Here is a 26513-nt window from a genome sequence, read left to right as displayed (position 1 = left end):
CCAAAAACAAGGCTCTTAGCCATTATTCATGAAAAAGTAAGCGCCAACCATCAACAGCACGATGACAATGAGCACAACCCACAGCCACAGCATGGAACCTTTTTGCTCACCGGGGTAAATATAGGGTTGCTGTTCTGAGGCATTGTAATCATCAGCGAAAGCGATATTACGGGGTTTCGCTCCCCTGGTGGTCTGCGCCAATGCGCTCACCGAAAATTCAGAGGGAGTCTTCTCATCCGTATCTTGCGCAGAGGTTGTTTGCTCTAACTGAATCTCATCGTCAGAATCTTCCTCAAGCTCAGGCTCGGCAGAGGGCTCTGGTTCTTCATCAGCCGCTGAAAGCTGGGCTAGCTCATCGTCAGTGAACTCGGTGATTTCCTTATCAGACGCATCAGCAGAAGGCTCTCCAGCTGGGGATTCAAACGCAGCGGAGTCTTCACCGTCAGGGGCGGGCGCGTCCTGCTCACGGGTCATTACCGCATTAGCTACTGCCACAGGTTCTTGAACGCTTTGCGCCTCTGCATCGGTTTCTGCTTCTAGGTCTCCGTCTGTCTCAAGCAGAGAGCTCTGAATCTCAGCACCCGCATTAGTATCGAGGCTATCATTACTGTCGGCGACGGTATCAGCACTGTCGTGAGCCAAGTTGTTGACAGCAGCTTCATCAGTAGTTTCTGCAGCTGATGCTACGTGTGCAGCCCACGGGGTGGTCACATTCAGCGGCTGGTACTCTACAGCAAGCTCTGCGGGGGCTTGCTCAACCATAAAGTCAGACTCCCCCGATATTGCGATTGGGGAGCTTTCTACCGCCAATTTCGCCTTAGGAGATGAATCATCCGCGGCAGCTTCACTCGATCTTTCAGTCATCGACCCCTGAGCCGCAAACTCAGCAAAGCGCTGTTTGATCTCTTCTGAGGTGTCAGCGACAACCGGTGCCTGCGACAGATCGTCCAGACTACCCATAAAAGCTACGGGTTCATCGGGCAAAGGGTCACCGTTTTTCACCGCACGCAGATACTCAGCGGCATCATCACGGTAGCGCGCTAAACGACGCGGTCCCATCGGACGCGTGGGCGGCGGCACCACAGTACCGTCTTCGGCAATAAACGGTTCGTACAGGTAGGCGTCAGCCCCCTAGTTCATTCTCAGGCACAGTGTTCCTCTAATCGCTGGATTACACTCTTGGAAAATTTTATCTCACACGCCCCATGCTGACAGTGGGCATACTTTTTCTTTAACGTCCATCTTGCAGAGGCAAGCCCGAAAGATAACGGTGGTCATCATCGCTATCAGCGGTGTACAGCTCGTACTTGTTGATGTACTGCACCACGCCGTCGGGCACCAGATACCACACCGGCATGCCGGCTGCCGCGCGATCGCGCACATCCGTGGAGGAGATAGCGAGCGCAGGCACCTCAAGCAGTGCTGCTTTGCTGGTGTCTTGGAGAGCAGGTAGCTGCAGTTCATGACCGGGGCGGGTGACCCCTACAAAGTAGGCGAGGTCCCACATGTCCTCGGCATCTTTCCAGGTCATGATATGGTTCATGGCGTCTGCGCCGGTGATGAAGAAGAGGTCTGCGTTGGGGCGTTGGGCTTTGAGGTCGCGCAGGGTGTCGATGGTGTAGGTGAAGCCACCGCGGTCAATATCAACGCGAGAGACGGTGAACTGGGGGTTAGCTGCGGTAGCAACAACCGTCATGAGATAACGGTGTTCAGCGTCGGTTACGGTGCGTGAGCCCTCTTTTTGCCAGGGTTTGCCGGTGGGTACAAAGACGACTTCGTCAAGTTCCAGTACTGCGGCGGCTTCGCTGGCAGCGACCAGGTGACCGTGGTGAATGGGGTCGAAGGTTCCGCCCATGATGCCCAGGCGGATGCGTCCCTCAGTTTTTTCAAGAAGGGTAAGTGAGCCAATGGTTGAGCGCGGTTGGGGGTTCACTGTGTGGGTGCCTTTGTTGTGTGGGGTATGAAAAAGGCGGCGCGCCTTGTGTGTGGTTCAGGTGCGCCGCCGTGAGCTTGAGGTGGGTAGCTCTTAGCGAGTGTGTGAGTACTTGCCCTTGTATTCGTTCAGGGCGTGGCGCTCATCGGCATCGAGGTGGTTCTGGGCGTGGTGTGAACGGACGACGCCGCGACCTGAGAATGAGATGGTAATGAGGAACATCGCCAGGAATGCGATGCCGAAAGCAATGCCAAACCAGTAGGTGGGCACGCCGTAGAGGACGCGTTCGTGGTGACCTTCGGTTGCTGCTTCGCCTGCAGCCAGAATGAGTGTGTTAACCATGTCAGTTTTCCTGTCAGGGGTTGTTGATATAAAGTGTGTGTACCCCGGTGTGGGGTGTTTTTAACAGTTGTATCTAATGCTACCGGTTTTGTAAGGGCTTTGCCCGTTGGGTGCCGGTTGCTGCTGTTGCTGTGTCTTGTTCTGTTCGTGCTGTGTCTTGTTCTGTTCGTGCTGTGTCTTGTTCTGTTCGTGCTGTGGCGGAGTTAGGGGCGGGTATGGCCATCACCGCGCACAACCCATTTGGTGGTGGTGAGCTGTTCGAGTCCCATGGGACCGCGGGCGTGCAGTTTTTGGGTGGAGATACCCACTTCTGCGCCCAGACCGAACTGACCGCCATCGGTGAAACGGGTAGAGGCGTTCACGTAAACTGCCGCTGAGTCTACCTCACGAATAAAGGTTTCGGCGTTGCTCACGGAGTCAGTGAGAATCGCCTCTGAATGGCCGGTGGAGTACTGGCGAATGTGGTGGATAGCGTCGTCAAGGTTCGCTACAGTTTTGACGGCGAGATCCAGTGAACCGTATTCGGTTGCCCAGTCCTCCTCAGTTGCGGCAACCGCGTCCGCGTCTTCGGGCAGCAGCAGACGGCTTGCATCATCAACGTGCAGGCGCACACCGGCTTTCACCAGAGCATCCAGGACGCTGGTGGCGGCGTTAGCGCCTTTGGCAAGAAGCAGAGTTTCAACGGCGTTGCAGGTGCCGGGGCGCTGAGCCTTGGCATTGACCAGAATCTTAGCTGCCGCATCGCTATCTGCTGAGACATCAACAAAGATGTGGCAGTTGCCTTCCCCTGTTTCAATAACGGGCACCTGGGCGTTACGCACTACGGTCTGAATCAGGTCGCGTCCACCGCGAGGAATCAGCACGTCAATGGCACCGCGAGCCATCATAAGGGCTTGGGCGCCGTCGCGACCAAATTCATCAACGCTCTGCACACAGTCCATAGGCAGGGAGGTTTTATCAAGGGCATTGCGAATGAGGTTCACCAGAGTCTCATTAGTGCGAGCAGCAGCAGAACCACCACGCAGCATCACGGCATTACCCGATTTGATAGCAAGACCGGCGATATCCACCGTGACGTTAGGGCGCGCCTCGTAAATAGCTCCCACCACGCCCATCGGTACGCGGGACTGCACCATGCGCAAACCGTTGGGCAGGGTTGAACCGCGCACTACCTCGCCTACGGGATCAGGCAGCGTCTTCAACTCGCGCATCGCATCAGCTAGCTGCTGTACACGGTGCACATCGAGTTTAAGACGATCGAGCATAGCATCACTCATGCCCACCTTCTTTTCGCGCTCTAGATCCTCAGCGTTTGACCGAACAATAACATCGCTCTTCTTCTCCAGCTGACGGGCAATGGCTTCAAGCGCCATATTCTTCCAGTCCGTGTCAGCTTTTGCGAGCACCCGCGAAGCCACCCGCGCGTCATACGCCATATCGGTCACTGCCTTGAGCGTGTCAAGGGGAAGGGTGGTGTTGGGCTGTTCGGTCATGGCTTGCGCTCCTTTGCACGTTCAAATAATCCTCTGTGGTTCACAGTACAAGAAAGGGATGGTTTTCTCTAGCTTGTGACCAGGGCAATATTGTCGGCATGAACCACCGTGCCATCAAATTCATCCCCAAGCTGATCGATAATCTCCCGGCTGTGCAACCCCACCATAGAACGCATAGAAGCTGCATCGTAGGCTGCTAACCCACGGGCAATAACGGTACCCTGCATATCTATCAGGTTCACCGGCTCGGTCGCCTCAAAGGCACCCTCCACCCCGGTGATGCCAGCCGCCAGCAAAGAATTACGACGCTTTACCGCCGCCACCGCACCAGCATCCAACATAATAGCCCCGCGGGCATCAGCGAGGTGTTCCAGCCACAGCATACGGGTAGAACGACGTGTACCGGTAGCGTAAAACCAGGTGCCAACGTCCTGCCCCGCCAGAGCTTCTCGCGCCTTAGAGGCGCTGGTGACTAAGGCGGGAATGCCGGAGGCAGCAGCCAGAGAAGCCGCCATGACTTTGGTTGCCATTCCCCCTGAACCCACAGCAGAACCCGCAGCCCCGATGCTCAACCCCTCAAGAGCATCGGGAGACGATACTGTGTGCACACGGACGCCCCCCTCATCCGGATGCTTGTCATAGAGCGCATCAACATCAGAAAGCAGCACCAAGGCATCAGCCTTGACAGTGTGAGCCACCAGGGCTGCGATGCGGTCATTATCGCCAAATTTAAGCTCAGCCGTTGCCACCGCGTCATTTTCATTCACAATGGGCATAACCCCCAAATCCAGCAGACGCTCTAACTGGCGGTGTACATTGGTGTAACGATCTTGGGCAATGAGATCTTCAACGGTCAGCAGAACCTGCGAGACGGTCACTCCGTAGCGGGCAAAAATATCGGTGTAGCGGGTCATCAACAAAGACTGCCCCACAGACGCAGCAGCCTGCTGGGTTGCTAAATCCTTAGGGCGTCGTTTCAGCCCCAAAGGCGCAAGACCTGCGGCAATAGCGCCGGAGGACACAAAAACCAGCTCAACATGAGGGTTAGAGCGCTTGAGCTTTGCTAACACATCAGAAATAGTGGCAATCGCTAACTCATCTAAAGAGTTCTCCACCGATGTCAGCGATGATGACCCGACCTTGACCACAATGCGCTGTGCGCGCGGCATGTGCTCCCGCTCCATCACCGGTGAAACCCCGTGAGTTTTACGGGCGCTTTTATCTACTTGCTGCTTTTCCTCTGCCACAACTTCTCTCCTCCACCCACAAAAAAACTACCGCCCCACCTCTTATCAAGAAGAGGGGGACGGTAGTCATTCTACTGTCTAGTGATCGCAGATACCGCCGCTAAATTAGTTCTTTTCTTGGCGCTTAGCGTCAACAGACTCTGTCCAGATACCCGCCTTACGCTCAGCCTCCAGTTCATCACGAGCCGCAGTCTTCGCGTCCATACGCTCCTTGTACTCCACTCGCTTCTCAGCGCGGGTGGGGCGAATGAGCTCTTCCAGACGAGCGTCAGTACCACGCGGTGAACTCAATAGCTCAGCGCCGCCCACCATCGTGGGCTCCCAGTCGAAGACTACAGCGTCCGTCTGCTCACCAATCACTACAGCGTCACCGGCACGAGCACCCATCTTGAAGAGCTGATCTTCAATGCCCAAACGTGCCAGGCGGTCAGCTAGGTAACCCACGGCTTCATCGTTATTGAAGTCGGTCTGCTGAATCCAACGCTCGGGCTTTTCACCAATGACGCGGAACAAAGGCTCAAGGTTGCGCTCTTCACGGCGAATGGTGAATTCCTGCTTCTTCTTGCCGCGCATGCTCTTGGGCTTGATAACCTCAACCTCAACAACGGGTGCAGCAGCTTCACGCTTAGCCTGCTCAGCGCGGTCTTCAGCAACCAACTGAGCCATCGCAAAGCTCAGCTGACGCAGACCCTCGTGTGAAGCGGTCGAGATTTCAAAAACCCGTAGCCCGCGCTCTTCAAACATGGGGCGAACAAACTCAGCTAACTCGCGTGCCTCGGGCACGTCAATCTTGTTCAATACAATCAGCTGCGGACGCTCGTGCAGGGGCACAGGAACACCGGCAGTGGGATCAACCTCGTAGTTGGCAAGCTCATTAGCAATGACCTCATAGTCGGTGATGGGGTCGCGGTTAGGCTCCAAGGTAGCACAGTCAATGACGTGCGCCAGCGCCGATGAGCGCTCCACATGGCGCAAGAAGCGGTGACCTAAGCCCTTACCCTCAGACGCACCCTCAATCAGACCGGGGACGTCCGCCACGGTAAAGCGGGTATCGCCAGCCTCAACAACGCCTAGGTTAGGAATCAAGGTGGTGAAGGGGTAATCAGCAATCTTGGGGCGGGCCGCACTCATTGCCGCAATCAGCGAAGACTTACCAGCTGAGGGGTAACCCACCAGGGCAACATCAGCAATTGATTTAACCTCAAGCACAACATCACGCTCATCGCCGGGGGTGCCCAAGAGAGCAAAACCCGGTGCCTTACGCTTATTTGAAGCAAGAGCCGCATTGCCCAAGCCACCGTAGCCACCCTGGGCAGCTAGGTACTCGTCACCGATCTTGACCAGATCGGCAAGAACATTGCCTTCTTTATCTTTAACAACGGTTCCCTCAGGCACCGGCAAAACCAAGGTTTCACCGTTAAAACCGTGGTGCATGTCGCCGCGTCCAATATCGCCATTGGGGGCATGCTGGTGGGGGCTGTGGTGGTACTCCAACAAGGTAGTAGTCTGACCGTCCACGCGCAAGATTACATCTCCGCCGTTGCCACCGTTACCACCGTTGGGGCCACCCAGCGGCTTAAACTTTTCACGGCGTACAGACACGCAACCGTGACCACCGTGCCCACCAGAAACGTGCAAAACAACGCGATCTACAAAGTTTGCCATACTGGGCGCATTCTCCTTATAAAACAAAAAAACTTTTCTCTACAAACCTTACGATACTCACAAGTAGGTATCAGGGAAGATTCAGCCCCTCACCGCTGCCCGCACTGCATCGCTGCCAGAACGAATCAGAGGTTTCTGTTAAAACGAAAGAGGGCTCGCACATCTTTCATGTGCTCACCCTCTTTAGCGTGCCGCTAGAATAAATTATTCAGCTGCTGCAAGAATGTTGACAACCTTGCGTCCCTTACGGGTACCAAATTCAACGGTGCCTGCTGCCAAAGCGAACAGGGTATCGTCGCCACCACGGCCTACGTTAGCGCCGGGGTGAAAGTGGGTGCCACGCTGACGAACGAGAATCTCGCCTGCGTTAACAGTCTGACCGCCGTAGCGCTTAACACCGAGGTACTGAGGGTTTGAGTCACGGCCGTTGCGGGTGGAGCTTGCGCCCTTCTTATGTGCCATTAGTGCCTACCTTACAAGTAAAAGATTGAATAAAACCGATTGTACAGAAAATTATGCGTTGATCGCAGTGATCTTGACGTTGGTAAGATCTGCACGGAAGCCCTGACGCTTCTTGTAGCCGGTCTTGTTCTTGTACTTCTGAATAACGATCTTCGGACCACGGAGGTCCTCAATCTTTTCAGCGGTTACCTTGGCTGATGCCAGGGTCTTAGCATCTGCGGTTACCTTGCCGCCATCAACGAGCAGAAGAACGGGCAGCTCAATGGTGCTACCAGCTTCGCCAGCGATGCGATCAAGGGTAATGATGTCTCCAACGGAGACCTTTTCCTGGCGGCCACCAGCGCGAACAATTGCGTATGACACTTGGGAACTCAATTCTCTTGACGTCTTTTTTAACAATGACCGTAAGTTCTGATACCTCGTACCAAAAACGTGTACTTACCGCACGCACTTGCAAGAAGTAGGTGAGGTAGATGAGAAACCGAAACTCACGGAAATGGCTGAACCTTTGTGATTTGAAAACAAGTCTTTCGAGGTTCCACTGCCTTCACGCTAACGTTTGCTTGTGAAAACAGCACCAGCACTCAAGGTTACGTTAAGACAGCCTTCAGAGCAAGCAAACCCGGCAGTGAACTGGGGCACTCCCCCATCTTTTGATAAAAGATTCCCCCGTGGTTCGTGAACCACGGGGGGGGAATCTTATTAGTGCTTACTTGCCTTCGCGTTTGATCTCGTCAGCGGCAACACCAACACCAAGCATAACCGGCGCATCTGCCTCGGTGGCAGGCGCAAACTCGACCTTCTCAGTAATCACTGAGACGCCCTGCGCCTGAGCTACAACGTCAGTCTTAACCTGGCTACCTGCGCCAGCGCTCACAGCACGACGACTGCGACGCTTAGGCTTGGTAGCGGTCGGTGCAATCTCAGCCTGAACTGCCGCCTGCGTTGAGGTTTCAACAAGGGGTTCGGCAACCTCACCGGCAGCACCCGGAGTAGCTACACCGGTTACACCGGTTACACCGGTCACTACCGGGGCGTCCTGCGGCTGCACGTATTTGACGGCATCTGAGGACGCGCGACGGTTACGACGCTTGCGTCCCTCGCCCCGGTTGCTATTACCCTCGCGCTCTGAGCGGTCGGGGCGACCGCCCTCACGGGCGTTATCGGCAAGACGACCTGCCTTCTGCGATGCACGCGCACGTGCCTCACCTGCGCGAATAGCCTCGAAACGTTCGGAGTTCTGCGTGAAACGATCATCAAGATCAACGTCAGCTGACGCATCTGAATTCTCGTTCAGCTTCTCAGCATCAACCTCGCGGCGCTCCTTCTTACGAGGCTTTTCACCCTTGCCCTCAAAAACCTGAGCCAAGGATTCCAGGGTGAAGGCACCCTGCTCGCCCTCCACCTCGTCATCATCGTTCTTGTGACCCTGGGGCAGCTCAATAACTTCGTCCCCAAGGGTTACCACAATCTCATTCTCAGATGCCGGTGCATCTGAATCGGTGCGACGGTTGTTCTTACGGCGCTTACGCTTACGCACTGACTTTGACTCTTGCTCAGCATTTTCTTCTTCGTGAGCCAGTGACGCTGCCGCGATCGTAGCCAAAGCAGCCTTACGGGACTGTGAACGCTGCTGATCCTGGGGATCACCGTGCTCTTGCTCAGTCTCGTGATTCTGACGGTGCTGCTGTGCTTTCTGGTTACGGAAGCGCTTGCGATCTTCGCGATCGAAGCGATCGTAACGGTGCATGAAATCTGAGGCTCCACCCACGCGTCCTTTCAGGGGCTGGTCGTGAACCAGCAGACCGCGACCGGCGCATGCCTCACAGGATTCCGAGAAAACCTCAAGCAAACCGGTGCCCATGCGCTTACGGGTCATCTGCACAAGCCCCAGTGAAGTTACTTCAGCAACCTGGTGCTTGGTGCGGTCACGCCCCAAGCACTCCACCAGACGGCGCAGTACCAAGTCGCGGTTAGATTCAAGAACCATGTCAATGAAGTCGATGACGATGATGCCACCGATGTCACGCAGACGCAGCTGGCGCACGATTTCTTCGGCTGCTTCAAGGTTGTTCTTGGTGACGGTTTCTTCAAGGTTGCCACCACTACCGGTGAATTTACCGGTGTTCACGTCAACAACGGTCATCGCCTCGGTGCGGTCAATTACTAAGGAACCGCCTGAGGGCAGGTAAACCTTGCGGTCCAGTGCCTTGTGCAGCTGTTCTTCAACGCGGTAGTGGTCAAAGAGGTCTTTTTCGTTATCCCAGCGCTGCAAACGATCCAAAAGATCGGGAGCAACGTAGGTAACGTAGGCTTCGATGGAATCCCAAGCGTGATCGCCCTGAACCACCATCGAGGTGAAGTCTTCATTGAACACATCGCGTACGGTCTTGATGGTCAAATCAGGCTCCTGGTAGAGCATCTCCGGGGCAAGCACCTTGTTAGAGGTTGATTTGCTCTGGATTTCTTCCCACTGCACGCGCAGACGGTTAATATCGTTAGTTAGCTCTTCTTCAGAAGCTCCCTCAGCGGCGGTACGTACAATGACGCCAGCACCATCGGGCAGCTTGTCCTTGAGGATTTTCTTCAGGCGAGCACGCTCAACATCGGGCAGCTTACGGGAGATGCCGGTCATAGAGCCACCGGGTACGTAGACCAGGTAGCGGCCGGGTAGTGAGACCTGGCTGGTCAGGCGAGCGCCCTTGTGACCAACGGGGTCTTTAGTGACCTGCACGAGAACGGAGTCGCCGGCTTTCAGCGCGTTTTCGATTTTGCGCGGTGCACCGTCAAGACCTGAGACGTCCCAGTTGACCTCACCGGCGTAGAGTACGGCGTTGCGCCCTCGTCCGATATCAACGAAGGCGGCTTCCATGGAGGGCAGAACGTTCTGTACCTTGCCCAGGTAGACGTTACCGATCAAGGAGTCCTGCTGGGTTTTAGACACGAAGTGCTCGGCGAGGACGCCGTCTTCGAGCACGCCAATCTGAATGCGATCATCTTTCTGGCGAACAATCATCTGGCGGTCGACTGATTCGCGACGTGCCAAAAACTCTGCTTCGGTGATGATGTGACGGCGGCGACCGGTGGCGCGTGATTCGCGGCGGCGCTGACGCTTGGCTTCAAGGCGGGTGGAGCCGCGCACACCGGCAACACGGTTACCGCCGGTGTGAGAGTCAGCAACGCGGGGTGCGCGTACCTTGGTGACAGTGTTCTCGGGATCATCGGTGGAGCCACCGTCGATTTCCATGTCTTCTTCACCGCGACGACGGCGACGGCGACGGCGTGAGGTTACTTCTGCCTCGCCGGCGAGCTCCTGGGCACGGCGAGCACGGCGCTCAGCTTCCAGCTTTTCCTGGCGGGCTTTGCGTTCTGCACGGGCTTTTTCGAGTACCTCGTCGATTTCAGGTTCGTGGAAAAGCAGGGAGCTAGCCGCTGCGCGGGTCAGCTCAGCAAGTTTTTCAGCCTGAATTTCGCGCTGGGTTTTCTCGGCCTGAGTCTCAGCGGCTTCGGTCTCGTTAATGAGTTCAGCAAGCTCTGAGGCGTGGGCGTTCTCAGGGTTTGAGGCATCAACCACGAGTTTGGGGGCAGGTTTCTGCTCTGCTTTTTCCTGCTGGGTTGCTTTCTCTTCGCCCTGATCAGCGGTCTTCTCGGCGACATCGGGGGTAGCATCAGCCTGTGAGCCTTCGGCTTTTGATTCTTCTGTATCTTCAGCAACCTCTTGGACGCGGAAAGTAGAGGGAGCCTCGTCCACCTTGTTCTCGGCGGTCTGGTTCAGCGGAGCTTCTTTCTGCTCGGTGGCGGTGTTAGCTGAATCAGTATTTGATGCCTCGGTTACCGGCTGCGCCTCTGAATTTTTGCGGGTACGGCGACGGGTGCGCTTAGCCGGTGCGTCCTCAGAGGCTACAGCAGACTCAGCTACATCAGATTCGGTGCTCTGAGCATGCTTGCCGCTCTTTTTGCGCTCAGCACCCTGATTCGCTTCATCGCTCGATACGGGGTTGATGCCGCCAGTAATCTGCTCATCGGCAGAGTCTTCCGCAGCAGTGGCATTATCAACAACCTCAAAGTTGTTTTCACTCATCTATGTTTCTCCCGCGGCACTCGCCGCCACCTACAGCAACTGCCGCATTGAAGAACGCTTTCGCGTCTTCACTCGCTAAAAACCTATGTTGCTTTGCGCAGAGGTAAGCTCAAGCCACCAGCTACTGGTGACGCGCCTACCTCTTATATAGCTTCAACCGCACGCTGGCGATCTACATTAAGGCAAAGCCAGCGTGCTACTGCCGAGCCCTTCACCTCGTGTGAGGGACTTTGTCTCTGCAGCCTTCGCGCACCTTAGAAAATAGTGAAGGTGGCGGCGCGTTGCAGCATCGGGTGAGCTATCGCTGGGGAACTACTATGTACAGGTGGGTATATAGAGCTACCGCTAGCCATTATCTCATACGATATAGCGCATACAACCCAGGTCAGCTACTTGCCCCGCCATTTTGTGTTGCGCACCGGTAAGTTCCCAGTATCCGTGAAGGTTACACCCTTCGGATCCAATGAGCGTCATTGAAGCGAGTAGGATAAGAAAACAGAGTAAAAAGCCTCCGCCACTTGCGCTACAGACGTAGAAACCGGTGCTGAGCGCATTAAGCCCCTAACAAGGTTAAGAGACCCCCGTGAACTTAGACGTCAGTACAGAACCAGAAACAATCATTGCCGAGGAATCGCTGCAAGAATTGGGCGATCGGGCAGATCGCACCCTCGGACCGCTCTTACTCATCGCAAGCATCATCGCCTGGGCGGGTTCAGCTACCCTAGTGTGGGAGCGCCTGCAAATCTATATGGACGCCAACCACCAATCAGTATGCGATTTGAACGCCCTGCTCAACTGCGGCACCGTCATGCGAACCGACCAGGCAGCGGTGTTCGGCTTTCCCAACCCCTTTATCGGCATCGTAGGCTTCGCCATCGTTACAACCATCGGCGCGGGTCTGCTAGCGGGTGGACGCTTTCGCCCCTGGTTCTGGTGGAGCACCCAGCTGGGCGTCACCTTCGCCATGGGCTTCATACTGTGGCTCTGGTACAACACCACCTTCATCATCAACGCCCTCTGCCTCTTCTGCATGCTGGTGTGGCTGATGACCGTTCCCATCTTCATCTTTGTCACTGCCCGCAACCTCACCAACGGACTGATTCCCGCGCCCGAGCGCGTCCGCAGAATTGCCGGTGCATGGTCATGGTTCACCACGGCACTCATCTACCTTTTGCTCTTTGGAATCATTGTGATTCGCTTCTTCGAGCAGATTGTTAACCTCTTCTAAGAGATACCCAAGACCTCCACGAAGAACACAAGACCCCGCATCCTTGAGCGATTTACTCATCGAGTAGAACCTCTCAAGGACGCGGGGCACTTCTATTTCTAAAAAATCCGCCCAGTTTAGCCGAACCAGATACCAATTTCTCGCTGCGCAGATTCAGGTGAGTCAGAACCGTGTACCAGATTCTTCTGTACGTCCTCACCCCAGTCGCGTCCGAGGTCGCCACGAATGGTTCCTGCCGGTGCCACGGTGGGATCCGAGGGACCCATAATCGTGCGAGCACCCTCAATGACGCGCTCGCCCTCAAAGACTGCTGCAACTACGGGACCAGAACTCATGAAGTCAATCAGAGGCTGGTAAAAGGGCTTACCCTCGTGCTCAGCGTAGTGCTCAGCTAGCAACTCCGTACTGGGGGTCAGCATCTTCAGCTCCACCAGTGTGTAGCCCTTAGCTTCAAAACGAGAAAGCACCTGACCGGTCAAAGAACGCTCGGTGCCATCGGGCTTTACTAAAATGAGGGTACGTTCAGTCATATTTTCACCTACCGTTGATCCATTAATATGTCACACACTACTCTAACCGGTAGAGCACAGAAAAACCCGCTTGCTGGCGAACAACCTTTGTAAATGAAAGACACCACCGGCAAACGGGTTTTGCTGAGCTTTTAGCAGCAACTAGGCGGGATTATTGCGTTCCCACTCAGCCTGAGCGCGAGCGCGTTCTGCGTTTTCGCGGTCTATCTGTTCACCTTTAGAAACGGCGTACCAGTAGCACAGGGCGAAGCAGACCGAGATGAAGAGCATCATAGATACCACTAGCGATGAGAGAATCAGCAGCACCTGCAGCACCCACCCAACGGTGTAGCCCCACTTTTTGCTCAAAAAGGCGGGGGCGGCAATAAAGGCACCTACCAGGGCTAACCCAACGATCCACACGATGACCTTAACCCAGGTTTCGCTGTTGTAGAAGGTGCCAAAAGCTGCCAGGGTAGCAAAGAACGCAACCAGTGCCTCTAGGGTGAGAACGGTGGATGCGAACATGACCTTGACAGAGCGCGGCGCCCTTTTCATTCCTGGGTACCATTCACGCTGTTTTTTGGTAAGTCTTGCCATTAGGCACCCTCCCCTAGCAACACAATGGTGTCGCCCACTACCGTGATGGAACCGGTTACCAACACCGCTGAACTGTTATCTTCAGCGCCGGCTGATTCCATGGCTTCACCCACGGCATCGGGTAGCTTCTCAAAAACAGTGATATCGTTCCCGTCAAAACCCGCATCCAACGCGATTTCGCCCAGGCGCGTCGCTTCAATAGCGCGCGCTGACGCTGAAGCAGTCACAAAGATTTTGACCGCAAAGTCGGTGGAGTCGCGGTATTCTTCACGCAGTGCCTCAAAGATGCCCAGCGCGTCCTTCTCCCCTAACACACCCACTACGAGGTAGACGTTAGAGAAGTTGAAGGACTCCTTGAAGGCGGTAGCCGAGGCGCGAATACCGTGGGGGTTATGCGCGGCGTCAACTACCACGGTGGGTTTGGTGGCGATGGTTTCAAGGCGACCGGGTGAGGTCACCGCTTCAAATCCGTCACGCACCACATCAATGTTCAGGGGCTTTTCTCCCCCGCCCAAAAACGCTTCCACCGCAGCCAGAGCAAGTGCGGCGTTATCTGCCTGGTAGTCACCAAAGAGGGGCAGGGCAATATTTTCATACTCGCCTGCCAAACCGCGCAGAGAAATCATCTGACCGCCCACGCCGGGTTTACGGTCGGTGGGGGCGAATTCGACTCCCTCAAAACGGTAGGACGCGCCCACCTCCTGCGCGCGTTCCAGCAAAACCTCTGCGGTTTCGGGCTTCTGGGCAGCTGAGATGAGGAACCCACCGGGTTTGATGATGCCCGATTTTTCGGTAGCAATCTCAGCAAGAGTTTCCCCGAGCATATCGGTGTGGTCATAGCTGATGGGGGCGATGACCGAGACCTGAGCATCTGCCACGTTGGTAGCGTCCCAGAACCCGCCAATGCCTACTTCAAGCACCATGACGTCCACCGGCTCGTCCGCGAAGATGGCGAACGCCAAGAGGGTGAGTGCTTCAAAATAGGTGATGCGCGGTGCGCCTTCAGACTCTAATTCAGCATCAACAATAGCCAGGTAGGGGGAAATTTCGTCCCAGATACGCACGAACGTATCGTCAGCAACCGGCTCACCGTTAATGCTGATGCGCTCGGTTACTTTAGAAATATGCGGTGAAGTGTAGCGCCCCACACGAATATCGTGCGCCATCAGCAGACGCTCAATCATGCGAGCGGTCGAGGTTTTACCGTTGGTGCCGGTGATGTGAATAGCCGGGGCAGCCTTTTCGGGCGAACCCAAAATTTCAACGGCGCGTTGCATGGCATCTAATCGCGGTGCCATTTTGTTTTCGGGTGCGCGAGCCAGCAGATCAGCGTAGACGGCTTCTACACCAGAATCGGCTGAGCTCCCGGCGCTGAGACCGGTGCCGGGAGCCTGAGACTCAAACACACCGGTGTTTGATTCTGACAAAGTTATGCCTTCTTTACCTCGATAGCGGTTTCGGATGCTTCAACGTAGTCCAGCGCATTCGCCAGGGTTTCCCCGGCCACGAGTTCTTCGTGGGCGCGGAGGGCATCAAGCTCAGCAGCAGGTGCCTTGACGGTGACAACAATGCGGTCAGAAACGTTGAAATCTGCGTCTTTACGAGCCTGCTGGATAGCGCGAATCATATCGCGGGCGGTCCCCTCAGCCACCAGCTCATCGGTCAGAGCGGTATCGAGCACCAAGAAGCCGCCACCGGGCAGCACTGAAACTGCGCGTTCGGCAGTGCCTTCACTCTCAGCGACAACGGTTTCGAGTTCGTACTCGCCCTCAACCAGGGCGAAGTTATCACCGGAGTTGATACCGACAACGACGGCACCGTCCTCAGCGACCTTCCAGTCACCTGACTTCGATGCCTTGATGGCAACCTGCACCTGCTTGCCCAGACGCGGACCAGCAGCGCGGGCATTGACCTTGAGCTGCTGGGAAATACCGAAGTCGGCGGGGCTCACGTCGGCAGCGTCCAACAATTCAACCTGCTTGATATTCAGCTCGGAGGCAATAATGCCTTCAAAGATTCCTGCCAGCTTCTTACCACCGGCAACCGCTACGGTCAGGGTATTCAGGGGCTGACGCACGCGAATTTTCACTGACTTACGCAAAGCAGAACCCGCCGAGGCGATGGAACGGGTGGTTTCCATCAGTTCAATGAGTTCAGATTCGTCGGTGAACTGTTCGGTGGAAGGCCAGTCAACTAAGTGAACGGAGCGCTCACCGGTAAGACCTCGGTAGATTTCTTCGCTCATCAGCGGCAGCAGGGGCGCTGCTACCTGGGCGACGGTAGTCAGTGCGGTGTACAGAACATCGAACGCTACGATGTCTTCATCAAAGAAACGCTCGCGTGAACGACGCACGTACCAGTTGGTCAGGGTGTCGGCGTAGGTACGCAGGGCTTCACAAGCGTTCCACACGTCGTAGTCATCCATAGCGGCAGTAACATCTGCGACCAGCTCGCGGGTCTTGCCCAAGATAAAGCGATCCATCACGTTCTCTGAAGTGAAACGCAGCTGAGCCTCGTAACCGGCACCGTTGTTGGCACTATTGGTGTAGAGAGCGAAGAAGTGGTAGACGTTCCACAGGGGCAGCATCACCTGGCGGACGCCCTCACGGATGCCCTGCTCGGTCACAATCAAGTTGCCGCCGCGCAGAATGGGTGATGACATGAGGAACCAGCGCATCGCATCCGAACCATCGCGATCCAGAACCTCAGAAACATCAGGGTAGTTACGCAGGGACTTCGACATCTTCTGACCATCTGAACCCAGCACAATACCGTGAGAAATCACATTTTTGAAAGCGGGGCGGTCAAAGAGGGCGGTCGAGAGAATGTGCAGGGTGTAGAACCATCCGCGAGTCTGACCGATGTACTCCACGATGAAGTCAGCCGGATTGTGAGTTTCGAACCAGTCCTTGTTTTCAAAGGGGTAGTGAACCTGGGCAAACGGCATGGAACCCGAATCAAACCAGACATCCAGCACATCCTCCACACGGCGCATGGTGGATTTACCGGTGGGGTCATCGGGGTTAGGGCGGGTCAGTTCATCAATGAAGGGACGGTGCAGATCGGGCTCCCCCGCGTCATTGAGCGGCAGACGCCCAAAATCAGCCTCAAGCTCAGCCAAGGAACCGTAGACATCGATGCGCGGGTAGTTGGGATCGTCGGAGACCCACACCGGAATAGGCGAGCCCCAGAAACGGTTACGGGAAATCGACCAGTCGCGGGCGTTAGCAACCCACTTACCAAACTGACCGTGCTTAACGTTTTCGGGAATCCAGTTGATATCTTCGTTCAGCTCACCCATGCGGTCTTTGAAGTCGGTAACCTTGACATACCAGGAGGTAACCGCCCTGTAGACCAGGGGGGTGCGACAACGCCAGCAGTGGGGGTAGGAGTGAACGTAGGACTTCTCGCGGATCAGCGCTGAGTCGTTCTTGAGCACGTTGATAATAGTGCGGTTAGCGTCGAAAATCTGGGCACCAGCAATCTCTGCCAGCGGAACACCTGCTGCCAGGGATTCGTCCTTGAACAGGTCAAGGAACTTAGCGCCCTCGTCGATGGAGAGAATAACCGGGATGCCGTAGCCTTCACAGACCTTTTGGTCGTCTTCACCGTAGGCAGGTGCCTGGTGAACCAGACCAGTACCGTCGGTGGTGGTCACGTAGTCTGCCACCAGAATCTGCCATGCCTTCTCGGTGCAGAACTTCTCGGTGTCGGTGAAGTAGTCCCACAAGGGCGCGTAGCGCACGCCCTCCAGCTGGGCACCGGTGAAGGTTGCGGTGATGGCTTCAGCCGCAGCGGCTGCGTCCTCAAAACCGAGATCCTTGGCGTAGCTACCGAGCAAATCACGGGCAATCAAGAACTTACGTCCGGCAAAATCGCCCTCAGCAGCTACCAGAACGTACTCGACCTCAGGTCCAACAGCCAGTGCCTGATTGGTCGGCAAAGTCCAGGGGGTGGTCGTCCATGCCAGCGCCTCTGCACCCTCAAGAGCCTGAACTACCTCGGGGTTCTTGGCAAAAGAAGTATCAGCGGTGATGGTGAAAGCTACAGTGACTGAGGGATCCTGACGGTCTTTGTAGACGTCATCATCCATACGCAGTTCGTGGTTTGACAGCGGGGTTTCATCTTTCCAGCAGTAAGGCAGCACACGGAACCCCTGGTAGGTCAGCCCCTTCTCGTGCAGCTGCTTGAACGCCCAAATCACTGATTCCATGTACTCGACGTTCAGAGTTTTGTAGTCGTTCTCAAAATCGACCCAGCGTGCCTGGCGGGTCACGTACTTTTCCCACTCATTGGTGTACTTGAGCACCGATTCGCGAGCCGCAGCGTTGAAACTATCAATGCCCATCTCAAGAATCTGCTGCTTATCGGTCATACCCAGCTGCTTCATTGCCTCAAGCTCAGCGGGCAGACCGTGGGTGTCCCAACCGAAGCGACGCTCAACGCGACTGCCGCGCTGGGTCTGGTAGCGTGCCACCAAATCTTTAACGTAGCCGGTCAGCAGGTGACCGTAGTGGGGCAAACCATTAGCAAAGGGAGGGCCGTCGTAGAACACGAACTCGCCGTCTTTTTCGGCATCGCGGTTGTCAATAGAAGCCTGGAAGGTTGAATCCTTCTTCCAGTACTCAAGAACAGCTTCTTCAAGCTGCGGGAACTTCGGCGACGCAACAACGTCGCCCGCGCCGGTAGCGCTTGCCTTGGGATAGATAGGCTGAATGGTCACTTTACGCCCTTAGTCTCGTAACTATTTCATCAAAGGGAGTGCAAGGACGCGTGGTGTCAACGGACCAACCAGGTAGGTTGGGTTGACCGCACGGCGCGGTACCACCTTGCTTACTGATAATTCGCTCTTAGGTGCGCAAACCCCCTCAAGGCACGTGAGAGTTTCCTTGAGGGGTGCGCGCACAAAGCATTATCAGTCGCTTCATGACTGCTGTTTCGGGCTTACCCGTTCGGTTCTACTCAGACTGTATCTATTCCGCTAAGACTCACCCTCGTCGCAACGATTCGTGGGCGAGAAGCAGGTACGGCCTTTTCTTCCGAATTGCTCGCCGGTGATAGCCGGGTCTTTGCAACTGCTTTCTATTTTAGGGGGCAAAGAGGGGCGTGTCTAACGCTTTGTACCCTGTATTTGCACTGGTCTTGAACTCACCGAGGTAATTACAGGGGTGTGAGTACTATATCTTGTGCCCGCGCCCTATTCCCCACCCCATATAGGGGTGAAACCGCCGGGTAGGCGATGATGAGATTCACCTAAATTACAGATAAATTTTTTAGCGTGTTGAACTTTTCGATGCTTTGATATGCCGGGCTAAGTTCTCGACTGTTTCTTGAGCGCGGCGCGGGTTACCGCCTGCGCTCACGGCAACCGTGAGCCCATCTAACAGCCGGTGAGCCATAAACCACAGGGTCGAGGAACGAGGGTGACCACCCACCAGGCACAGGGTCGAAGCTATCTCGCAGGCTCTGCGCACCGCCTCTTGCACCGCTGGGTTATCAGTCAGGGCAAGCACTAGAACGTTGCCCGCAACATCGCCTGGTTCAAAACCTCTTTGCTCCCACACGATCTGCCCGCTGTCAGCGTGTTGAGCCAGCTCCTCACTAACCTGCGGGGCAATTACTGTTACCCGCGCGTCCTGAGCCAACAAGACCCCCACGCGCCGGGTAGCCACCATACCGCCGCCAACCACCAGCACTGGGCGTCCACTCAGATTCAGCATGACGGGTAACACTAATACACCCTTACCTTTCGCACTGCTACCATGAAGCACAACAACACTCGCACTCTGGGAGCCAACTCATGCCACTAATCAACGTCAATTACGCCTCTAGCCTAGACCAAGCCACCAAAACCGCCTGATTACTGAACTCACCATCACTTATGCCCGTATAACCGGCACCAAGGAATCTTCAGTGTGGGTCATGCTCAACGAAATACCCCGCGATAACTGGGGTGTGGGCGGTCAATCGCTGACAGCTCTCGATGAAGCGCGTACACAAGAAAACCGCATCCCGGACGCAGACCTCCCAGCACCGGCGGAGGAACACGAGCCAACATTGGAACTGCGTCAGGCAGCTGACACCGACATTGACCGCCTAGCTGAAATTGAAGCGGAATGTTTCCCCGCCGCCGAAGCAGCCTCTCTAGAGATCCTCACCTCGCGCTTCAACGTCTTCGGAAACCACTTTTGGGTACTCGAAGCAGACGGGGAAATCATCGGTTTCATTGACGGCATGGTCACCAACTCCCCCATAATTTTTGATGAGCTGTTTACCAACCCCGCCGCCCACACCCGCCACGGTGCCTACCAAACTATTTTGGGTCTCAACGTTATACCGGCGATGCGCTCGCATGGCTATGCCGCTATTCTGCTTTCACGCCTGATTGAACAGGCACGCGCAGAAAAGCGCACCGGCGTCATTCTGACCTGCAAGAAAGAACTCATCGACTACTACAAGAACTTCGGGTTCAAGCTTGACGGGGTATCAGATTCCGCGCACGGCGGCGCTCGCTGGTATGACATGACGCTGACCTTCTAAGACCCCATCACGATCCCCCTCAAAACCACAGATTCCCACGCATCACCACACTTCATCGCATGAATTGGGTGCCCGTAACCCTATGACAGATTGTTAAGCACTGGGTCAGACACACCTCAAGTAAATTTAGAACCGTTTTGACGCAGACAAAAGCCCCGACAGGTGAAGACCACCCGCCGAGGCTTTGCATCAAAGAGCTTTACGCATCAAGCAATACGAAGATTTCGCCGTCCTTGTTTTCAACCTCATACACCGGCAAAACATAATCAGCACCCGAGAGGCACTCACCGGTTTCAAGATCATAAATCTCTTTGTACAGCGGTGAGGTAACGGTGCGTTTACCGTCCTTCTCCCCTACAATTCCGCGGGCAATCACCAAAGAACCGCTGTTGGGGTCTTGGTGGTCAGTGACGTAAACACGGTCATCGTGAGTGCGAAAAATTGCGTACTGGTGATCACCGATCAAAGCCACTTCACCCCAGTTCTCTTCAAGATCATTCAGCGAGCAAATGCGGTGGGTTACCTTGTGGGACATGGTTATTTTTCCTTCACGTGTGAGATGCTTTCACCCACCAGTATGACTGATACCTACAGGCAGACTTGGTATTATCGCCTTATTGATACTAAATAAATGATGTGCCCACAGAATCCCACATTTTTTATCGGGCACTTACACGCAAGGGCTAAACACACATGGTTAATACTCAGGTGAAAGAACCTCACTCCGGTCGAAAGATTCTCGTAGTGGGCGGCGGCCCCGCTGCTTGGCGTTTTGTACGTACCATCAACGAGCAGGGCCTGGGACAAGATACCGTCACAGTTCTCATGGATGAACCCTACGTGCCCTACGACCGCGTAGCACTTGAACAGATTTTTAATGACGTTGATAAAAACCTCACCTTAGGCGACACCGAGCTGTGGAACACACCCGGCATTGAGCTAAAGCTCAACACCCGCGCGTCCACCCTCGACCGTGAGGCACGCACCGTCACCACCACTACCGGTGAAATTTTTGAATACGACGAACTGATTATGGCTACCGGTTCACGCGCAGTGAAAATCCCCATTCCCGGTTCTGAGGCAGCTCACGTTTTCCGCACTATTGACGATGTACGCACCGTAGTGTCTGAGGTTGCTCGCCTGACTGAAAAGTTGGGACGCGCCCCCAAGGGCATCGTTGTAGGTGGCGGTCTGCTCGGTCTTGAAGCGGCAGAGGGGCTCAAACACCTGGGCGCTGAACCCACCATTTTGGACGTCGCCCCCTGGCTGCTTTCTCTAGAGATGGATCAGGGCGGTGGTCACGCTGTTAACGCCCAGATTGAGGCAACCGGCATTGGTGTTGAGACCGGCGCGTTCATTTCTACCATCAACCGCACCGGTGGCGAGGTCACCTCGGTGTCAGTAGCAAACGGTATGGGCGATGAAGCAGATGTTCGCGTAATCGACGCTGACATCGTCATGTTCGCAGCGGGTATTCGCCCCAACGATGAGCTAGTACGCGAAGCAGAGATGAGCGTCGGCGAGCGCGGCGGTCTGCTGGTCACCCCCGATTGTCGTTCTGAAGAGGACGAGCACATTTGGGCAATCGGTGAAGTCGCCTGCATCCTGGGTCGCACCTGGGGTCTGGTGGCGCCGGCTAACCAGATGGCTGAGGTTGTTGCAAAGAACCTGATGGGCGGTAATGAGACTGTTTCTGAGTTTGATGTTGCGACCAAGCTGAAGTTTGATGGCGTGCAGGTTGCTGGGTTCGGTGACCGCCGTGCGACCACTCCCGGTGCGCTTGAGGTTCTGTTTGCTGACCCGGCTCGCGGTATGTACCAGAAGATTGTGACCAGCTCTGACGCTAAGACTTTGCTCGGTGGCGTTTTTGTGGGCGATACTGATCCCTTTGATTCGCTCAAGCCCCTGCTGGGACGCGAGTTGCCCGCTGAGCCGGCAGCTTTCTTGACTGCTGCCGGTGGCGGCGACGGTGTGCCCGATACTGAGTTGCCCGATGACGCTATCTTGTGTTCTTGTAACAACATCGATTTTGGCACTGTGCGTCAGGCAATTATTGACGGTCACCAGGATGTAGGTTCCATTAAGTCCTCGACCTCTGCTGGTACCCAGTGTGGTTCATGTGTTCCGATGATTCAGAAGACCATCAATCAGCAGATGAAGAAGATGGGTCTGACCGTTTCTAATGCTCTGTGTGAGCACTTCGGTTTCTCCCGCGCTGAGCTGTTTGAGGCTGTGCGTATTGTGGGCGATCTGGATGATTTCTATTCCGTCCTTGAGCGCTTTGGTCAGGGTGAGGACGGCTGCGCGATCTGTAAGCCCACCGTCGCGTCCATTCTTGCCTCAACCCGTAAGTCCTACGCGCTGGATGGCGGACGCGGCACCTTGCAGGACACCAATGACCGCAACCTGGCGAACATGCAGAAGGACGGCACCTACGGTGTGATTCCGCGTATACCCGGTGGTGAAATTACCCCCGCTAAGCTGGCTGTTATTGCTCAGGTTGCCGGTGATTTCGGTCTGTACACCAAGATTAACGGTGCCCAGCGCATCGGTATGTACGGCGCTCGCCTGGAGCAGCTGCCTGAGATTTGGAAGCGTCTGGTAGATGCTGGTTTCGAGTCGGGTCAGGCATATGGTAAGTCCCTGCGTAACGTGAAGTCCTGCATTGGTAGCGCCTGGTGCCGTTTCGGTGTTCAGGATTCTGTGCAGATGGCTATTGATACTGAGAACCGTTACAAGGGCTTGCGCTCCCCGCACAAGTTCAAGATGGGTGTTTCGGGTTGTAACCGTGAGTGTGCTGAGGCTCAGGGCAAGGACGTCGGTTTGATTGCAACCACCAACGGTTGGAACCTTTATCTTGCCGGTAACGGTGGCGCTAACCCTGCCCACGGTCGTCTCTTTGCCAAAGACCTGGATCAGGAAACCGCTTACAAGTACATCGACCGTTACCTCATGTACTACATTCGCACCGCCGATAAGTTGCAGCGTACCGCTCGCTGGGCCGAGGATCTGGATGAAAAGTTCGGCGACGCTATGGAACACCTGCGTGCTGTGATTATTGATGACTCGCTGGGTATCTGCGCTGATTTGGACGCTGACATGCAATACCATATCGACCACTACGAGGACGAGTGGGTTGCGACCCTCAACGACCCCGAGCGTATGCGCCGCTTCCGTTCCTTTGTGAACCAGCCCGAGGTCGCTGACGATGCCTCACGTCTCTATGTGTTAGAGCGCGATCAGATTCGCCCGGCAACCGCCGAAGAACTGGCTGCCGCTGAGGCTGAAGAAGAAAACGCACCGGTACTGATTACCGGCGCAAAAATTCCGGTAGGCGCACCCGTCTAAGCGGCACGCGCATACTGTGATGTATCTGTCCCGTTCTAGATAAAGTGTATGCCCCACCTCATCACCTCTTTAACTAAGAGGGTGGGGTGGGCGTGCGCTTTTGCTGTGAGACCTATGTGTATTCCCGTCAAAGGGAAGATAGAGAGATTTTCGTGTACCTTCATCTTGAAACCTCAGGAGCTGTGGTGCTGCTTGCCGGCGATGCTGAGCGAACCGCCCGCGTAGCCCACAAGTATAAAGATGCGGCTTCTATTATTCAGTGCCCCACGCCCCAGGCGCTGGTGCCCGCCGCTGCCCTGCGCCCCGTACTCGCCGTTATCTGCGTAGCTGAGAATGATCAGGACGCGTTCCCCTCCTGGCGCACAGCCCTAGCAAAGACCCTGCCCGGTACGCTGATTACCGTTGATACTGAAGATCCCATTGGCACCGTTGGCACCGTCTTTTTGATAGGTGCGGGTCCCGGTCTCGCCGGGTACATGACGGTCGCAGCCCACCGGGCGCTGGCGTCCTCAGATGTGGTGCTCATTGACCACCTGGCACCGGTGACTGACATTGAGCTGTGGGCACCGGGAGCTGAAATCATTGATGTGGGCAAGGTGCCCGGTGAACATAAGGTGCCGCAGCGTCAGATTGATCAGATGATGGTTAATTACGCGCTAGCAGGTAAGAACGTGGCACGTGTTAAGGGCGGTGACCCTTACGTCTTCGGACGTGGTACCGAAGAACTGTACGCATGCGAGCGCGCAGGGGTGCCGGTTGAGGTGATCTCGGGTGTAACCTCATCGATTGCTGTGCCAGCATCTGCTGGGGTGCCTATGACCCTGCGCAAGGTCTCGCACATGTTTACGGTGGTCTCGGGGCACGCCGAACTCACCGATGCTGAGTTGGATTTGTTGGCTGGCTTTGTGACGTCGGGCGGTACCATTTCGTTGTTGATGGGTGTTCGCACGCTCCCCCACACCGTTGCCGGTTTGCTAGAACGCGGCGTTGAAGCTCGTACCCCGGTAGGTACTTTTGAGAACGTCTACCGCGAGGGTGAGCGGGTACGTTACTCCACGCTGGAGCGGGCTGCCGAGGATTTGGCAGATCTGCGTCCGCCTGCGATTACTGTCATCGGGCGCGTTGTGGACGCCGGTTACGCCAGTGGCACGGACGAATCCGCCCGCCGCGACGCCCTACTGCAGCTGGCGCTGAGTGAGGGGCGGGACGCTAAGGCATAATTCTGCGCTACCCGCCGGGTGTGCGCGTCATTCACCTTTAGATGCATGATTCACCTCTAGCCCAGGGGTAAATCATGCATTTAAAGGTGACTCGTCCCTGCTCAGGGTCAGGACGCGCGGCGCGGCTAGCAGGCAGCACAGTTTTAGTGCAGATCCTTAGATGCGATGCGATCTCTGCATAAGTGAACTGGGCTGTATATTCGCCTAAGCGGTAGCGGTAGCTGATGTAGTCAATAATTTTTTGAGCTGTTTTTGCTTTGGTCGCAGAAAGATTAGCTAGGTACTTTTGAGCCGTATATCTGCGCCAGGGTAGAGCGTTATCAGGAGAAATGGGTACCCGATGGGACGGGACTGTGATGAGATCAAAAAGTGTGGCGTTAGCCCGGGCTCTTGCGCTATTCCTACTTTGCACTGGTACACTAGGCATTAGAGAAACCTCTTGTGTATATGCAACATGGTTGTTTTCTCACCGATGACCAGCAACTTGGCGGAAGATGGTCATCAATGTTCTTACGGAAAGCCCCTCTTGGCGGAGGGACTTTCGTTATTTAAAAATTCTGTTGCTACCTACTGTACTGCATCTGTTTTCTTCTTACCCTTTACTGACGGGCATCACGGCGGGATATTTTGGAGAGATATTGTTGCGACCTGGTGCAAAACTACCGTAGAGACGTTTTTGATACAGCCAGTTTGCCCATAACAGCTTCCATCTGAGGTATAAAAATCACTGTACGAGTAACCATCGCAGTGAGATGCACACAGAACTTTAGCTTGTTACAGGACAGGGGAGGAATACCCTCTTTTCATACACCTGAACAAATATTCCAGTATCCAGGGTGCTGCACAGGTTCGGCACAATAGGGTTAGAAGAACCCTTTGAACAAAGAACCTACAGAAGATGACTAAGAATGATCGAACAACTCAAGAATCTTTTAGTCGAAATCCCCAGTGGTGTTACTCACTTCTTGCTACTCCCATACCACTCTTTGGAGCTGTCCTACTCCACAACAAAAAAGTGAAGGCCTTACAGGAGATTGCAGAGAAAAATATAGAGATGTTCAAAGAGGTTCCCGCTATGAGCAAAGCACACGCAATTTTTTGAAGAAATCGTTATCCGAGATGCAGAGAAAATAAGGCGCGAAGGAGAAAAGAAGAAGGACCCAAGCTCAATAGTTATTGCAGTGGTGTTCTTGATAGTTGCTTATTTTCTGGGTGTCTTTGCTGTCTATCTAGGAAGTCTTGGCGGCTGGAGCATTCTTGGTTCGGTAGTGACGTGGTGTGTAGTGGTTGCTTTCGGACTTTTAGGCTTAGTAGGTCTTTCACAGGGGCTAGGTTGGATGGAGAAGAAACAAGGCAATCAGAAGTCATAGGTTTCTTCCCTAAATAGTGTGGGAAACCTCTAGGAACAGTAATTGCCCAGTACATTTATGATTTCCTTCTACTGCTCTAGGCTCTGCCCCACCCTGTTACCGCTACCTATTGTTCATTCTTTACCTTTCACCGGGAACAGGCAGCGCCCTAGCCTTAGCGCTTATAAGTTGTCCAAGGGTGAGCGGTACGCGAATCGCCTCAGCGACGCCACCGGCACCCTTGACAGCCTACAAGAGCGCTAAGGCTATAAGTTGCCTTGCCTACCAGGTGGAAAGACAAAATACACGACTAGTATGATCGACCCCGCCCGCTATCGTCCTAAAGAGGGACCTTCTCTACTTGGCTCCCGGGTAGCTCTTTGCTCTTCTCTGCCCATACGCTCTCGGCTTCTACTAGCAGTCTCTATGATCTTATGCATCCGAGCATGATAAGACCATACTGCAGCTACCTTCCCAGGAACTTGAAGCTTCCTCA

At 55.0% G+C, this 26513-nt stretch carries 19 protein-coding genes; 4 read left to right on the top strand and 15 right to left on the bottom strand.

Going from position 1 to position 26513, the window contains the following annotated elements:
- Positions 1–15: 15 nt before the first annotated feature.
- From JR346_RS04875 to JR346_RS04835, 9 genes are all read right to left on the bottom strand, one after another.
- Positions 16–1080, bottom strand: coding sequence for a hypothetical protein (locus tag JR346_RS04875; protein WP_205483678.1), 1065 nt, complete (start codon positions 1078–1080; stop codon positions 16–18).
- Between the two features lie 151 nt (positions 1081–1231).
- The gene (nadD, locus tag JR346_RS04870; RefSeq protein ID WP_255521934.1) at positions 1232–1933 is read right to left on the bottom strand and encodes a nicotinate-nucleotide adenylyltransferase; all 702 of its coding nucleotides are present in this window, start codon (positions 1931–1933) and stop codon (positions 1232–1234) included.
- A 93-nt stretch (positions 1934–2026) separates the two neighbouring features.
- Positions 2027–2275, bottom strand: a complete 249-nt coding sequence (locus JR346_RS04865; protein WP_204875686.1) for a hypothetical protein — start codon at positions 2273–2275, stop codon at positions 2027–2029.
- Positions 2276–2478: 203 nt separating this feature from the next.
- Positions 2479–3768 (bottom strand): glutamate-5-semialdehyde dehydrogenase, encoded by a 1290-nt coding sequence (locus JR346_RS04860; RefSeq protein ID WP_205483676.1) that lies wholly within the window; start codon positions 3766–3768, stop codon positions 2479–2481.
- 68 nt (positions 3769–3836) lie between these two features.
- The gene (proB, locus tag JR346_RS04855) at positions 3837–4952 is read right to left on the bottom strand and encodes a glutamate 5-kinase (protein WP_205483881.1); all 1116 of its coding nucleotides are present in this window, start codon (positions 4950–4952) and stop codon (positions 3837–3839) included.
- A gap of 168 nt (positions 4953–5120) precedes the next feature.
- On the bottom strand, positions 5121–6680 hold the full coding sequence (gene obgE, locus JR346_RS04850) for a GTPase ObgE (RefSeq protein ID WP_204875682.1): 1560 nt from the start codon (positions 6678–6680) through the stop codon (positions 5121–5123).
- 204 nt (positions 6681–6884) lie between these two features.
- Positions 6885–7142, bottom strand: coding sequence for a 50S ribosomal protein L27 (gene rpmA, locus JR346_RS04845; protein ID WP_204875680.1), 258 nt, complete (start codon positions 7140–7142; stop codon positions 6885–6887).
- 51 nt (positions 7143–7193) lie between these two features.
- Positions 7194–7505: a 50S ribosomal protein L21 gene (gene rplU, locus JR346_RS04840; RefSeq protein ID WP_204875678.1), complete on the bottom strand. Its 312-nt coding sequence runs from the start codon at positions 7503–7505 to the stop codon at positions 7194–7196.
- 346 nt (positions 7506–7851) lie between these two features.
- A complete protein-coding gene (locus JR346_RS04835) occupies positions 7852–11223 on the bottom strand; it encodes an Rne/Rng family ribonuclease (protein ID WP_205483674.1) in 3372 nt (1123 codons plus the stop codon).
- Between the two features lie 583 nt (positions 11224–11806).
- Here JR346_RS04835 and JR346_RS04830 point away from each other — a divergent pair.
- Positions 11807–12451 (top strand): vitamin K epoxide reductase family protein, encoded by a 645-nt coding sequence (locus JR346_RS04830; RefSeq protein ID WP_205483672.1) that lies wholly within the window; start codon positions 11807–11809, stop codon positions 12449–12451.
- 116 nt (positions 12452–12567) lie between these two features.
- Here the strand turns inward: JR346_RS04830 and ndk are convergent, their stop codons facing one another.
- The 5 genes from ndk to JR346_RS04805 form a co-directional block, all read right to left on the bottom strand.
- Positions 12568–12981: a nucleoside-diphosphate kinase gene (gene ndk, locus JR346_RS04825; protein WP_205483670.1), complete on the bottom strand. Its 414-nt coding sequence runs from the start codon at positions 12979–12981 to the stop codon at positions 12568–12570.
- Positions 12982–13122: 141 nt separating this feature from the next.
- Positions 13123–13518, bottom strand: a complete 396-nt coding sequence (locus tag JR346_RS04820; protein ID WP_370592600.1) for a DUF4233 domain-containing protein — start codon at positions 13516–13518, stop codon at positions 13123–13125.
- A gap of 41 nt (positions 13519–13559) precedes the next feature.
- Entirely contained in the window at positions 13560–14987 is a 1428-nt protein-coding gene (locus tag JR346_RS04815; RefSeq protein ID WP_370592599.1) for a folylpolyglutamate synthase/dihydrofolate synthase family protein, read from the bottom strand.
- Between the two features lie 2 nt (positions 14988–14989).
- Positions 14990–18283 (bottom strand): isoleucine--tRNA ligase, encoded by a 3294-nt coding sequence (gene ileS, locus JR346_RS04810; RefSeq protein WP_205483666.1) that lies wholly within the window; start codon positions 18281–18283, stop codon positions 14990–14992.
- Between the two features lie 550 nt (positions 18284–18833).
- On the bottom strand, positions 18834–19280 hold the full coding sequence (locus tag JR346_RS04805) for a bifunctional precorrin-2 dehydrogenase/sirohydrochlorin ferrochelatase (protein WP_204875669.1): 447 nt from the start codon (positions 19278–19280) through the stop codon (positions 18834–18836).
- Between the two features lie 136 nt (positions 19281–19416).
- Between JR346_RS04805 and JR346_RS04800 the strand changes: the two genes are divergently transcribed.
- The gene (locus tag JR346_RS04800; RefSeq protein WP_255521009.1) at positions 19417–20100 is read left to right on the top strand and encodes a GNAT family N-acetyltransferase; all 684 of its coding nucleotides are present in this window, start codon (positions 19417–19419) and stop codon (positions 20098–20100) included.
- Between the two features lie 199 nt (positions 20101–20299).
- Here JR346_RS04800 and nirD read toward each other — a convergent pair whose 3' ends face one another.
- The gene (nirD, locus tag JR346_RS04795; RefSeq protein ID WP_204875667.1) at positions 20300–20635 is read right to left on the bottom strand and encodes a nitrite reductase small subunit NirD; all 336 of its coding nucleotides are present in this window, start codon (positions 20633–20635) and stop codon (positions 20300–20302) included.
- A gap of 158 nt (positions 20636–20793) precedes the next feature.
- Between nirD and nirB the strand changes: the two genes are divergently transcribed.
- Both nirB and cobA read left to right on the top strand, forming a co-directional pair.
- Complete coding sequence (nirB, locus tag JR346_RS04790; protein WP_205483664.1) at positions 20794–23448, top strand: nitrite reductase large subunit NirB; 2655 nt, start codon at positions 20794–20796, stop codon at positions 23446–23448.
- A 152-nt stretch (positions 23449–23600) separates the two neighbouring features.
- Positions 23601–24668 (top strand): uroporphyrinogen-III C-methyltransferase, encoded by a 1068-nt coding sequence (gene cobA / locus JR346_RS04785; RefSeq protein WP_205483662.1) that lies wholly within the window; start codon positions 23601–23603, stop codon positions 24666–24668.
- Positions 24669–26513 lie beyond the last annotated feature (1845 nt).

Source organism: Rothia sp. ZJ932 (genome assembly GCF_016924835.1).
Lineage (GTDB): Bacteria > Actinomycetota > Actinomycetes > Actinomycetales > Micrococcaceae > Rothia.
This window is presented reverse-complemented; position numbering and strand designations above follow the sequence as displayed.